Genomic DNA, 13,021 nt, shown 5'->3' with positions numbered 1-13,021 from the left:
TCAGCTGAATTGGCTCTTGTTTTTTTTGTGTAAAGACTTGATTATAAGTTAAATATAGTTTTTGTTAGGCAAATGTATCAGCTGAATTGGCTCTTATTCTTTTTGTGTAAAGACTTGATTATCAGTTAAATATAGTTTTTATTTTCGCGTCTCAGACAAGTGAAATCTTTTTATTAAGCAAATGTATCAGCTGAATTGGCGCTTATTCTTTTTGTATAAAGACTTGATTATCAGTTAAATATAGTTTTTATTTTCGCGTCTCAGACAAGTGAAATCGTTATTTTCGCGTCTCAGACAAGTGAAATCGCAGACAAGTGAAATCGCGTGTGGCAGCACCGCCCGTGTGGCAGCACTGGCAACACCTCCCCACCGGAGTGAGGCGATATATCACAGACAAGATAAAAGCTTTTTAGTTGGCGTTGTAGCCGAATTCGCGGGTGCGGAGGACCTGTTTCCAGTAGGACTCGCGGGTGAGAATGTCTTGGTCGCTGGCGTGGGTGTCGGCAATTTCGAGGATACTGTATTGAAAATGCCTGCTGTAGTCGGAGCCATTAAGTTTAAGAGCCTCTTTGAGGTCTTTGTTGCCGCCGTGGACATTTACTGAATAATCTGACCAGCGTTGCCAGATGCCTTCACTTCCTGTTGCAGAACCGACATAGAGCTTGCCGGTGTTGGTGTCGGTAATGAGGTAGATACCCGCAATATTCGATAAGGCACCGCGCCATGATTGAATCTGTTGGCTGATGATGATATCGAGCGTGGATTTGCTGATTGAGGTTTGGTTATAGCCAGGAAATTCTTGTACGGACATACGTTGGGCTTTGAATTCTGCTACCGTGAGTTGCTCAGCCCAATTCTCCGCTCGTAAGTATGAGGCGCGGCCGGTGCGCTGAAAATCAATAATCAAACGACCCTCTAATTCACTACACTCGGTTAGTTCTTCAGTTTCATACTTCCAGTAGCCATTTATCTTCTCTGAAGATACACTGAGACTACGAAAGCAGCCTGCAAAGAGCCACTTGTTCTTTTGAGGTAATTGAATCAATGAGATGATATAGGCTTGCCCAAAATTCTTTTGAGTTTGACCCTCTTGCCAAGATTGAAACGTACCTGCATAAAAATGATCTAATACTGAATCATTGTTACTTTGAGCCAAATGAATTTTACATAGCTCAGGAGCTACATCTGGTAAGTGTAAGTGTAAGTTGAGTACAGAGAACAGAGTCATCATTTAGATACGGCCCCGATGATTCGTTGTTTTTTAGTATCGAAACTAAATTGACAGACTTTATCAATATAGAGCCATAGTGCGTCCTTAGAGCATTTCTCTTCGCATAATTCACGACCCAGTAGCTTAGTGTCAAGTGTGAGATCTATTTGATTATTTGCTAATAAAGTTGAATCATCTTCAGTTATTATCAACCAATTTGAGAAACCTACATTCATATGCGAACTGTTCTTCATGTCGATAAAAATAGTATCATAACTCTTCGGGTATCTAGCTTGTAGACAAAGTAGGAACCACAGGATTTTGAATTCACCCATCACAAATTGATCTAATTGTGTTGGGGTAAAAGAGGCCCGTATTATGCGATACACATTAAGCATGCGTTTAAATACTCGTGGAGTGATCTCTGTCCATGCTATTGAACGAATGTAATTCAGTTCGTCTTCAGTTATCTCCACCGCTTTAATAGTGTCTTCTAAATCCAATAGGATTTCATGACGTATTTTTTCAATCATGTTAGAGATAGGCGAATCATCCAAATCTATAGGTTCCGCTTCTTCTGCTGAATCTTGAGTAGATTCAATGTCACTTTCATTACTAGAAGTTATTCTAGACGCTACCTGAATATCTTTGGTGAGGATATCCAAAGTGTTTTCATTGAGTTGAGGTAAGCAATAGGGGATTTGGAAGATTTTCTCAAGGTAGTTATGGGGGCTGATTTGCAAGGCTTCTGTGTCATGCGAAACTTTATTTTCAGACAGACTTTCCGTTGTTTTATATGTCTGATTCCAGGCATCTATAACCCAGCGTGTATCAACCCCAACAACTGCTATAAATAGATCAAACCCGAGTAATAAATGAACCGCCTGTAATACTTCCATAACAATTTTTTTATCACAGCGATCTAGGTCATCAATATAGAGAATGATACGATCTAGTTTTTTGAATTTTTTATCACCATCAATGAATTCAGAAGAGTCCTCTTTTTTAGATCGCGAAACTAATTTTTCTAATCTTTCTAATTCATGTCGAACCTCAGAAACAAAGCCTAATTCGTTACGAAATTTATCTGAGTTCAAACGATCTTCTATAAATTGATATAAATGTCTATGCGGGTTTATATTTTGCTTACCAAGTAACAGGCGTTCCTGATTCTGAACTAACTTTTCTTTTTCCGCGTATAGCTCATGAATTTCGGATTGTAATGTTTCTTTTTCTTCATTAAAATGAATAGTCTCCTTGGTCCTGACTTGATCAACTTCAGACTTAATAAGCGTGATAGCTTCAGACGCTTTCAATGTCAAATCCTTTAGCTTTTTTGACCATAAGCTTATCAATGCCACAGTAGTACTAAAAAATGATAGAATAGGCTCAAACGTATTTTTTATCGATGAAGTATCAGGTACAATGTGCTTCAATGCAAAGGTCACTATATAAAAAACAACTAACGCAAGAATTGCATGATAGAACCAGTTTATTTGCTTTTTCTTGATCAATTCGGGAATTTTTTTTATTGGGGAAAATAAATATTTTGAACTATCTATCAATTCGCTTTTAGCTTTTTCTAAATCCTCCAGAGTTTTTTCGATGCCTAATTCATCACATGCAGCTGCTACTGTTTTGTTGTTTTTTAAAGTAGTTTGGGCTATTGAGCTAATCGATGTGAAATTAAAAGCGGCCCCGAGTGTCTTTTCTTTTTGTTCAATATCAGAAGCCAATTGCTCTAGCTTTAGTGTAGTTTCATTAATTTTTTTATTTAAAGTCACTACTTTAGACTTATTGGATAATAGTTCGGAGTCTAAGAACTTAGAAGATTCTGCTAGTTCTTCATCTGAGATGTCAACATATTCACCTACAGCCAATTTTTTGAGCTTCTCTTCGGTCTTGTCGCCCTTTGCTTTAATAGCATAAAAACGGGCTAGATTATCATAGATTTGAACCAAGATGGATGCCCAAAGATTCGAATCATGGTAATGCCAGGCATTAAAAGTGATATGGCAGACTTCGCTGCAAAATAATTGCTCTTTATCTGATTGTGAGACCTCACCCGAGATTAGGTTTATTTCTTGTCTCATGAAGTTAAAGAAATTACTTTTACCTGAACCCCATGGGCCAAATACACCAATAGCCAGAGAGCCTTTAAAACCCTTGTCCATGATGAGGCGAGCCATGCCTTGAGCATCCGGTTGAACGCCTAATGCATCATCAGTGGATAAGCCGTCATTGAGGAAACGATTAAATGAATTTTTATTGTTTGGTGGTGAATATACATTAGCGTTAACGCGCTCCCACAGACCATTCCATGCCTCTTCGGAATCACTTTCTAGTTTAGAAGAATCATGAACTAGCTTTTCCGTAAGTTGATAAATAGTTGAATATTCTTTAGAGCCTTTGGTGTAGTAGCTCAGTAAATAAGTTAATAATGCGAGTAAAAAATGCCTTTGGTGTATTTTACCATCATTAAGAGTCACACGGCTAATAAGTTGAGATTGCCAGAGTATCAACTGTAAATTATTAGGTATGGGAACTTCTTCGATGAAGGTTAGTTGTTTGCCATTTTCTTTAAAAATATCTAAACTATTTTTGGTTAAAAATAAGCCTGCAACTGTATGAACAACATGAGCATTATATGCTCTAACAGCTTTACCAATCCCTTTGCCATACGGGTCTATTTGTCTTTGGTGCAAACAATCAAATACTAACTCTGGAGTTAAAAGAGCTGGCGTACATTTTTTCGACACGGAATAAGCGTAATTTAAGAACTCCCGTAATGATTTAGAAAAGTGAATATCTCTGAATTTAAAGTCAGTTACTTTAGAAAATAATACCTGAGTAATGAGGCTGACTGTATACTGCGCTAAAACTTGGGGACCTTGATGGTCAATAAATGCTTCACTAAGGAGGCTATAGTCAAAGTAATTAACTTTGCTTTTAAAATCTTTTCTACGCTCAGACCAATTATTACAAATATCTTGATGCACGTTAAACCCTGAACCACCTGTTTGAGTAAAGGCAAAAAATGGTTTATTGAAATTCTTTTTAACGCAATATTTATAGCGATCATAAGGAACTTTTTTACCTTCAATAACTACAATTGCATCTGCATTTAATAGAGGTTCTTCAAAAGACTCATTATTTGATTCATAAAGCACTACATTAAGTCGGCCAGATTGTTCTAAAAAATTATGATACTCATTTAAACCTCTCTTAGGCCCCAAATAAAGCAATATTTTATTCTGTAAGTTCTTTGCTTCACATGTATGAGCAAAACTTTTTAGTACAGTCTGGTCCACACCTGCATAATCACTGACTAACAAATTGTAACCCGAATCAGCTAACTCTCGACCTATTCTTTTGGCAAGAAGCCTTATGTTGTCATCCTCAATTTGAACTGAGCCAGTTACAAGTATTAGAGGAGACATGTTCTGTGGTGTCTCCAAAAATGCCTCTACAGTCGATGAAATATCATCTTTGAAATCGTTATAAATCTTCTCTTTTAATGATTTTAGAATTCTGACGAGCTCTGGCACAAAATGAAATTCATCTTGGATTATAATTTCGACAAGACTATGTGATCTAAGGACACATAAATACTTTTCATGATAAGATATTGAGAAAAGGAACTTCTCACTACCCACATAGGAATATACTATGGAATCTATGTCACCTTCAATCCTACCTTGGGTGTCTTTGAACTTCTTAAGATCTATATCGGCATCAACAAAAGCCTGAACGATTAGGTTTCTATATTCTTTCGTTAATGTGCCATCGAATTTCTCCATACCTTATTCTCCTTAGGCCTTTTTCTTGCGGGGTTTCTTTTTGGGTTGGGCGGCTTCGCGTTCGGCTTGGATGCGGGCTAGGAGGGCTGCGGCGGAGTTGGGGCCGGTGATGAGTTCGGGATTTGTGGCGCGCCAGGCTTCGGTGAGTTCGCCGCGGAAGGCTTTGGCGAGTATGCTCTGGGTGAGCTTGTTGACGCGTTCTTGGGCGACTTTGACTTGGGCTTCGACTTTATCGGCATAGGCAAAGAGTTCTTCGACTCGACGAACGATTTCGGCTTGTTCTTCGAGGGAGGGTAATGAAATTGGACAAGGGCCAAATTTTTTATGTGTAAGGTCTGGTTGAGCAGATCGGCCAGAAACTTCTTTTATAAAATTTTGTGTTTGCTCATTTTTTAATGAAATGATTAAATATTCTCTTAAAATAGCAGACTCATTAAAATTAATTCTAAAAGTGTTGTTATGGAATACCCCACGGTAACCTGTTAATACACCCCCTCGACTCTCGCCAGTTCTAGTAAGTATTATATCGTCCTTTTCGGCAATTAATGAACTGGAATCTACATCAATATAATCAACGTCCTTGGTGAATTGACTGGAGTAATTTCCTATTCTTAAAATAGGAAGTCTATTAGGTCCATCGGCCTCATGTCTACTAGATTTTGCGATTTGCATCCCTTGCTGAAAAGCTGCAATATTTCCTATGGGTGTAAAACTCCAAGTATCTGGAATCTCGTAATAATCGAATTCTTCAGATAGGCTGTATGTATTATTAGTTTCATTTATCTTTATAGGAGTATTTTCTTTGCGCCAGGATTCGGTGAGTTGGCCGGAGACGGCGGCGGCGAGTACGCTTTGGCGGAAGGTTTTGAGGGTGCCGGGGACTTTGTCGAGGCGGGTTTTTATACTATCAACTTGGCTCAATAAATCATCCAAGCGGCGGGCGATTTCTTCCTGCTCAGCTAGTGGGGGCAATAAAACATCTGTTGGATATAGTTTTTTACCAGAAATTACAGGTTGGGCCGTAGAGCTATCATTTTTTCTAAGGTCGGTGGATTTTAATAGCCAATATAAAAACATTTGATCTATATTGCTATCAGAATACTTGGTAATAAAAGCATTATCCGTTACCCAGGATTTTGATGGAGTTAGGTGAACGGAACCACAATAAAACCCTTCACGGCCTATAACAATAGTTACTTGTTCTATACTGTGTGTGTTATGTTGTCCAGTCACTCCATTGCCACCATAAACAGGTATATTCCCTTCAACCATTTTTGATTGGGGAAGTCCTTTTCCTGAACTAACTGAAAGGATACTTCCAAGAGTGGTAAGTACCCAGTTTTGAGGTATGGAGAGTTCACTCATTACTAAGCTTCCTCGAGAGATGAGATGAGTTTTTGGAGGTCGGTGAGTGCGGAGCTGAGTTCGTTCATGGCCTCGGAGGCGAGAACTTCGGGAGCGGGTAAATCGGCGGCATCTATGGCATCGTCATCCTTGATCCAGGAGATATCGAGTGAGTCGCCCTTAGAGTCGCGAATCCATTCACGTGAGAACTTACGCCAGCGTTCATCTTCCTCCATCTCGGTTCTTGGCGAAGACCCATAGGCGTCTGCGCCATAGAGCTTTTCAAATTCCTCGAAGTAAGAGCGGGTGAAGGGCGTGCGCTTGCCGAAGTTGGGCATGTTGGAGCGCATATCGTAGACCCAAGTATCCTTGGTATTGTCTTTATCAGTGGTGCCCCGCGAGAAGAAGAGAACGTTGGTTTTGACGCCCTGAGCGTAGAAGATACCTGTGGGTAAGCGCAGGATGGTGTGGAGATTGCATTTATTCATGAGGTCGCGGCGAATATCAGCCCCCACGCCTGCTTCGAATAAAACATTATCGGGCAGGACTACGGCAGCGCGACCACCGGGTTTGAGGCCACGGTAGATGTGTTGCAGGAAAGCGAGTTGCTTATTGCCCGTTGGGTAAGTGAAGTCGTCGCGCGTGGCTTGATCGCCGCCCTTCTTAGCACCGAAGGGAGGATTCGCCATGATGATATCAACTTTAGGCATATTGGCACCGCTGGGTGAGAGGGTATCGCCCAGGGTGATATGAGATTCGATGCCGTGTAGCATGAGGTTCATGAGTAGGAGTCGGTGGGTATCCTGAACGAGTTCGACGCCGCAATAAGCTTGGTGTTTTTGGAATTCTTGTTTATCTGGACTCAGTTCAAAAAGATCATCGGTTTCATTTTTGATGTAGGCATCGGCTGAGCGAATGAATCCGCCCGTGCCGCACGCTGGGTCCTCAATTGTTTCACCAGCTTGGGGTTTGACGATGGAGACGATGGAGTCGATGAGTACGCGTGGGGTGAAGTACTGACCCGCGCCAGATTTTTTCTCATTGGCATTTTTCTCTAAGAGTCCCTCATAGAGGTCGCCGAGGCCTTCTTCACGAGCGGCGTACCAATCGAGGGCGTCGATATCATTGACGAGCTTGGCGAGGTTCTTGGCGTGTTTGAGGATGGTGTTGGCGTTGGCAAAAATCTCTTGTACGCGTTGGGAGCCGTTGGTACCCAAGTGAACGAGTAGCTCACGGTAGAAGGTGAGTTGCTCGACGCCGTCGTTTTCCATGAGGTCGTCCCAGCGGTAGCCTTCGGGTAGCTGGCTCTCGGTCTCGGTCTCCTTGGCCATTTTGAGGAAGAGGATATAGGTGAGCTCGGAGACGTATTGATGATAGGTGATGCCGTCATCTTTGAGGACGTTGCAGAGATTCCAGAGTTTTTGTACGATGCCTTGGGTAGTGGTATTCATAAGAGAAGGTTTCAGGTAAAAGGATTTAAGGTGTTGCCACACGGGCGACGGAAGGTTTTAGGGAAAAGACTAAAATGGGAGCTCTTGGCTGGGGGTTTGGAAGGCTAAGGAGATTTTAGTAGTTCTTCAATTTCTTTATCCTGTTTAGCTGCCTTGGCTGCAGCATTTTTTTTAGCTTCTTCCGCTTTTACTTCTTGTTCAATTTCTCGGAGCACAGACTCTTGAACCGTCTGGTTTTTTGAATCGACATCTCGAGGGCTTATTTGTGATGGCTCACCACAAGAAGTCAGTAGGATTAGCTGGAGGAGAATTAGATATTTATACATGAGTATTTCCTGTTAATTACATTCCAAATACTTTTAAACAAGCATCGACAAAGCCTTCAAGACCTTTGCTTTTAACACCGGATCCGTTTCCGTCACTAGCAATCTCTTCTTGGACGTAGTGACTCTCAGATCCAGCAATACAATCATTAAATAAATCGTCTTTCCCGGTAAAGTATGAGATAAATGTTTCACAACGTTTATTGGAGTAGAGAGCATTTGCAGAAAAGGCGAGAGTTGATGATTGACCTATTAAGGTACCATCTGTAGCTTTCTTGATTTTAACACCTCGGCAGCCTTTGAAGATAAGTGTGCATTCACCATGAAAAGCTAAATAACGGAACTGAAGCGTGCACCAGCTGTGTAAGTAAAGTATTCTCCAATGGCGAGATATAACGACATTGTCGCTTTGTTTTTTTATCACACCAATTAAAGATCGCGGGTGACAAATCATAGCACTTCCTTTAGGCAAGGTAGCAGTAGCTGTTTTGATAAATGGATTTTTGGTGGAGGAAATTGAAATAGGAGTCTTTGTGGTATCTCTAATTCTAGTTAGAGTGAAAAGATTGGCAACAATACAAGTTATAAAGAATTTCTTGTTCAAAAAATATTGAGTTTTACAACTAAAATTCATGTTGGATGACTGGAGATATTCAGGATTTATTAGAAGTTCCTCTTGGTCGTCGAGGGTTATTTCTAGAGTTTCTTGTGATTCACTGAAGTCGGTAATGGCAGCGCTGTCTTTCAAGAGTGTGATAGGTCTACAACGTCCCGCACCTGCGGCAAGTATATAATAAAGAAAGAAACGTATTAATACAGGAGATAAGATAGTGCCCAGAAGTATAAGAAGTGCTGATTGAAATTGTTCACCGTATTTGTGATGAAGTTTAGCTACAACATCATCCGCGATTTCTTTTTTATTAGTAGCAAGATTCTTTTGCTCACCATTAATAGAATTTTCGAGACTAGTGATTTGCTTACGTAGTTTTTTGATAGCTTTAGCTTCAGGTGAATTTATAGCCCATTCTCTATATTTATTCTGTAGCTCACGTTGTCTACTGATAATATTTTCAGTGGTTTTTTTAGTTGTTTTCAGTGTTGTCAATTTTAGGTAAGCATTGGTTCCGGGTATTAGATCTTTAATAGTATATTCATCTTTGATAGCCTCGATTTTCAAATCGATCATTTGTACCGAAAGGCTGTGTTTCGTAATTATTTTTTTTGAATCCTGAATGTTTGCTCTTATTGCCAGAATTTTTTTCTGCTGATTAGCAATAGACTTCTCGAAGCCGCCTTTTTCATTCTTAAGCTCAGTGAGTTTATTTTCAATTACAGCGGTTCTTTGTTCATTTTCTACAATGTTATTAATCGCTGTTTTAATCCAGACAAAGGCAACTATGGCAGTGATTATCAAGATGAAGTTGATAAGCCAATATTTAAAAGTTTTTAGTATCCAGAGGATGATTTTATACATATATTTTATCCTAGTTTATTAAGCGCTTGCCCAGATGGCTTCGTTGATGTCGTGCAGTACTTGATCAAGCTGGCCTTGGAATATTTTATTGATACGATTGAAGCCGCCTTTGGTTTTGAAGGCTCCACTATTGAGTGTGTCTTGATCGATGATGCGTTGATCCTGCAGTGTTTGTTTGATGCGTTTGAGCCAGCCTTCTTGTGGTTGTGTCCATTGACGGGAAGACATGATTTTTTTCATGGCACGATTGAGGCGTTCTTCATAGGGTATGAGTTCGCTGCCTATAGTCATGGCGCGTACAAAGCCAATAATGGAGGCGGCAACATCGACTTGTTTGGCTTCTTTCCAGGCGGTGCGCAGGTAGTTCTCGCTAAAGCCGGCTTGATCCAAGAGTAGCTGAACTTCGCGTAGGTCTTTGCGGGTGAGGTCGCGCGGGCTCTGAGCAATGATACGCAAGGCATCGATCTTGTTGATATTGGTATTGAGATATTCTTTGAAGGATTCGAGGTAATCTTCGGGCTTTTGAGAATCGCCGTAACCACGCACGGTCTCGATGAATTCATCTTCATGATCAGAGATAATGACTTTACGTCCTGGGTAGAGCTGCAGTGATTCGAGCCAGGTGGCGAGTTTGATACAGGTCGTGGCCATGATTTGGATTTGGGGGCCGTCGGCATTTTTTATAGTCTTGATAAAATCATCTATACTCATACCAGTGGTGATCTTGAAGTTTTCGGAGTGCATGGTCTCGAGTTTTTTCTTGACGCGTTGCAGCTTAGCGACGAATTGATCGCGACTGAGCTGGAGTTGCTCTTCATCTTGATTCGTGGCCATTTCCTGGGCGAGCTGGGTAAAGGTGGTGGTAGGTGCTGAAACGATGGGTTTCATGTCACTATGATCGGCCATGTATTTGTAGAGGTCAACAGCATCAAAAATGCGAAAGCTCTCTTTATCTATATCAGGACAGAGTCTAGTCGCACGACCAAGCATTTGATCATAGAGAATACGACTGCGAACGAGACGAATGAATACAATGTTGGTGATTTCAGGGACATCGATGCCGGTGGTGAGTAGATCTACGGTGACGGCAACCTTGGGTAGGCTTTCGTTTTTGTAACGGCGAATAAGCGTTAGCGGTTTATCGCTACTACCAGTGATTTTGACTACGGCATCATCGTCGATCTCACCATAAAATTTGGTGAATTCTTGTTTGAGAATATCAACCACCGTATCAGCATGGAGGTCAGTCGCGCAAAAGATAAGTGTCTTACCTGGAAGTTCGGGGTCGATCTCTTGTACGAGTTGTTGGCAAACGACACGGTTAAAATTATCGTTGATAACCTTTTTGTTGAAGCCTTCAATTTCGAAGTTGACTTCATCTGGAGTGGTAAAATTGTCGATTTGTTTCTTTTTCACATCATAGGTGGTGACGGTCTCGCCAACTTCGTATTTGATCCCAGCATTTGAAAGCGCTGTTTTGATTTGAAAGGGCACATCGTGATCAACAAGATAACCATCGATGACCGCCTGGCGATAGGAGTAATTATAAACGGGTATACCGAAGATATCGGTGGTATGTAATGCTGGTGTAGCGGTGAGACCAACTTTGATGGCGTCGAAATGTTCGATAACACGGCGATACTTGGAGATATAGTCTTTCTCGGAGCGAAAGCCGAGTTCAACTTCACTCATCTCTTTGTCGAGGTTATAACCACGGTGACATTCATCTACAACAATACAGTCGTACATATCTACGGGTAGAGGCAGGCTATCTTTTGATGGATAAAGAATACGCTGCATGACTCCTTGTACAGTAGTGATATGCAGGCGGGTGGTATCATCGACATTTTTGTCACCCATGCCTTTGATATCAAAGATATCCGCAAAGGTCTGTAGGTTGTCGATTTGCAGGTCTTTGAAGGCGTTGAGGGCTTGTTCACCAAGTGAGGTCCTATCAACTAAGAAGAGTACGCGTCTAAAGCGACGGGTCTTGACGAGGCGGTAGACAAGGCCAATACAGGTTCGGGTTTTACCGGTGCCGGTAGCCATGGCGAGCATGATTTCACGTTGTCCCTTGGCAATAGCTTGCTCTACAGATTTCACAGCGTCTTTTTGATAATCGCGCAGGGGTAAGTCGTTAGGCTCGAGTTCAAGTTTTTTGTCGGCTGCTTCGACATCTTGTTTAAAGAGTTGCTTGAGTCCATCGGGAGTATACCAGCCATCAAAAGCGCGGGGGATATTGGTGCTTTTGCGACAATCAAGGAACCAGGTTCCGCTAGCGTGCTTGAGTTGTTCGTGATAGGGACTGCCATTAGTGGAGAAAAGGAAGGGGACTTTGTATTCGCCCCAAGCTCCAGCGAGTTGAACGTCGTTCTCTTTGAAGTCGCGGCTATAGCGTTTGGCCTGAACGATGGAGCCAGAGATATTTTTGATTTCGCGCTTGGCTTCTACTATCGCTATGGGCTGGAGACCACAAAACAAAACGTAGTCGGCAGGACCTGAGGCGGTTGGCCACTCGGAGATGGCGATATTTTTGCCTTTCTGCGGGCGTGCGCCTTTAGAATAACGAATGAAGTCTGAATCGACTTCCCAGCCATGTTCGCGGAGTTGTTCATCAATAAAAATGCGCGTGGTCTTTTCGGTTTTTTCGATTTCGGCGGCGGCGCTAGCGGAGCGGGCTAATAATGATTCTTGGTCAGAATTTGAGCGCTTGTTGGCCTCGGTTTTCATTTTTTGAAGTTGAAGGGCGAAGTCAGCTTTTTGTTGTTCTAATAATAAAGAGCTCTCTTCGGCCATCTCGAGTGCGGCGTTGAGGTCTGCGTAGGCCTGCTTCGCGGCTTGCTCGGCTTCTAGTTTGAGGCGTGCTTGTTCTTCAGCACTACTTTGAGCAAGTTTGATCGCTTGTTCTTTTTCGATTAAGTCGCTAGTAAGATTGTCTAGGGTCTCTTTGAGTTGCTCTTCCTGATCCTCTTGACGCGGTGGTGGAACAAAAGGCTGCAACTTGAAGCGACTATCATTGACTGTTTTGTGATACCAAGATGCTAGGTGATGCGCGAGTTTGAGTTGGTAGAGGGATTGGCGCTTTTCCGACATGCCGTGGTCGTGAACAGCAAGGTTACCTTCTTTACGAAGACTATGAAAAATTTGTGATATATCTGAAGATATTATGCGATGATAATAGAGATCATTTAGTAGGTCTAGTTGACGAGTTTCGCTATTGAACTCAATACGGAAAGCTGTTGCAACTTGTTGTGCCATATGTTCAGCAAGTTGACGAAGTTTAATGAGACATGAATTGGGGTCGTCGAACACATAGCGTTCAGCACGTAGTGCATAATTAAAAAGTAACTCATCTTCACTTTTCAAGAACTCAAAGTTAGGGGATTTCACCCGGTCACTCATGACTCACTCTCTGTAGC

The 13,021-nt window shown here is 41.7% G+C and carries 7 protein-coding genes; all 7 read right to left on the bottom strand.

Features of this window, described 5'->3' with window-relative positions:
• Nucleotides 1–409 precede the first annotated feature (409 nt).
• Nucleotides 410–1,231, bottom strand: a complete 822-nt coding sequence (locus PQO03_RS06715; RefSeq protein ID WP_274148939.1) for a GIY-YIG nuclease family protein — start codon at nt 1,229–1,231, stop codon at nt 410–412.
• The gene (locus PQO03_RS06710; protein ID WP_274148937.1) at nt 1,228–5,010 is read right to left on the bottom strand and encodes a P-loop NTPase fold protein; all 3,783 of its coding nucleotides are present in this window, start codon (nt 5,008–5,010) and stop codon (nt 1,228–1,230) included. The genes PQO03_RS06715 and PQO03_RS06710 overlap by 4 nt, the downstream gene beginning before the upstream one ends.
• A 12-nt stretch (nt 5,011–5,022) precedes the next feature.
• A complete protein-coding gene (locus PQO03_RS06705) occupies nt 5,023–6,375 on the bottom strand; it encodes a restriction endonuclease subunit S (RefSeq protein ID WP_274148935.1) in 1,353 nt (450 codons plus the stop codon).
• A 2-nt stretch (nt 6,376–6,377) separates the two neighbouring features.
• Nucleotides 6,378–7,805 (bottom strand): class I SAM-dependent DNA methyltransferase, encoded by a 1,428-nt coding sequence (locus tag PQO03_RS06700; protein WP_274148933.1) that lies wholly within the window; start codon nt 7,803–7,805, stop codon nt 6,378–6,380.
• 104 nt (nt 7,806–7,909) lie between these two features.
• Nucleotides 7,910–8,131 (bottom strand): hypothetical protein, encoded by a 222-nt coding sequence (locus tag PQO03_RS06695; RefSeq protein WP_274148931.1) that lies wholly within the window; start codon nt 8,129–8,131, stop codon nt 7,910–7,912.
• 16 nt (nt 8,132–8,147) lie between these two features.
• On the bottom strand, nt 8,148–9,602 hold the full coding sequence (locus PQO03_RS06690; protein WP_274148930.1) for a hypothetical protein: 1,455 nt from the start codon (nt 9,600–9,602) through the stop codon (nt 8,148–8,150).
• A gap of 18 nt (nt 9,603–9,620) precedes the next feature.
• Nucleotides 9,621–13,004: a type I restriction-modification system endonuclease gene (hsdR, locus tag PQO03_RS06685; RefSeq protein WP_274148928.1), complete on the bottom strand. Its 3,384-nt coding sequence runs from the start codon at nt 13,002–13,004 to the stop codon at nt 9,621–9,623.
• Nucleotides 13,005–13,021: the final 17 nt, after the last annotated feature.

Source organism: Lentisphaera profundi (assembly GCF_028728065.1).
GTDB lineage: Bacteria > Verrucomicrobiota > Lentisphaeria > Lentisphaerales > Lentisphaeraceae > Lentisphaera > Lentisphaera profundi.
The sequence above is the reverse complement of the archived record's forward strand: the minus strand, read 5'-3'. Positions and strand labels throughout refer to the sequence as shown.

Bases quoted from the DNA above. Each gene is read 5' to 3' on its own strand.
- PQO03_RS06705 (WP_274148935.1), bottom strand. From the start codon at position 6,375: ATGAGTGAACTCTCCATACCTCAAAACTGGGTACTTACCACTCTTGGA.
- PQO03_RS06715 (WP_274148939.1), bottom strand. From the start codon at position 1,231: ATGATGACTCTGTTCTCTGTACTCAACTTACACTTACACTTACCAGAT.
- PQO03_RS06695 (WP_274148931.1), bottom strand. From the start codon at position 8,131: ATGTATAAATATCTAATTCTCCTCCAGCTAATCCTACTGACTTCTTGT.
- hsdR (WP_274148928.1), bottom strand. From the start codon at position 13,004: ATGAGTGACCGGGTGAAATCCCCTAACTTTGAGTTCTTGAAAAGTGAA.
- PQO03_RS06710 (WP_274148937.1), bottom strand. From the start codon at position 5,010: ATGGAGAAATTCGATGGCACATTAACGAAAGAATATAGAAACCTAATC.
- PQO03_RS06690 (WP_274148930.1), bottom strand. From the start codon at position 9,602: ATGTATAAAATCATCCTCTGGATACTAAAAACTTTTAAATATTGGCTT.
- PQO03_RS06700 (WP_274148933.1), bottom strand. From the start codon at position 7,805: ATGAATACCACTACCCAAGGCATCGTACAAAAACTCTGGAATCTCTGC.